Origin of the sequence: Bacillus sp. SIMBA_005 (assembly GCF_046535585.1) — a bacterium.
Lineage (GTDB): Bacteria > Bacillota > Bacilli > Bacillales > Bacillaceae > Bacillus > Bacillus pumilus.
Genome location: NZ_JAWRWI010001269.1, coordinates 1 through 231, shown reverse-complemented (window position 1 = coordinate 231; position 231 = coordinate 1). Strand labels below are relative to the sequence as shown.

Genomic DNA, 231 nt, shown 5'->3' with positions numbered 1-231 from the left:
CGACGTGCTCTACCGCTGGACGGGCGAGACCCGCTTCCTCGATTACATCGAGCTCAACCTCGTCAACGGCATCCTCGCGCAGCAGCATCCCCGCACCGGCATGCCCGCCTACTTCCTGCCGCTCGAGGGCGGCGCGATAAAGAACTGGGGTACCCCGACCGAAGACTTCTGGTGCTGCCACGGCACCCTCGTGCAGGCGCACACGCGGCACGCGTCGCTCACGTTCTATCG

General features: G+C 66.2%; 1 protein-coding gene. It reads left to right on the top strand.

Going from position 1 to position 231, the window contains the following annotated elements:
- The coding region (locus SB660_RS24150; RefSeq protein WP_410585176.1) for a beta-L-arabinofuranosidase domain-containing protein at positions 1-231 on the top strand (231 nt) is incomplete at both ends.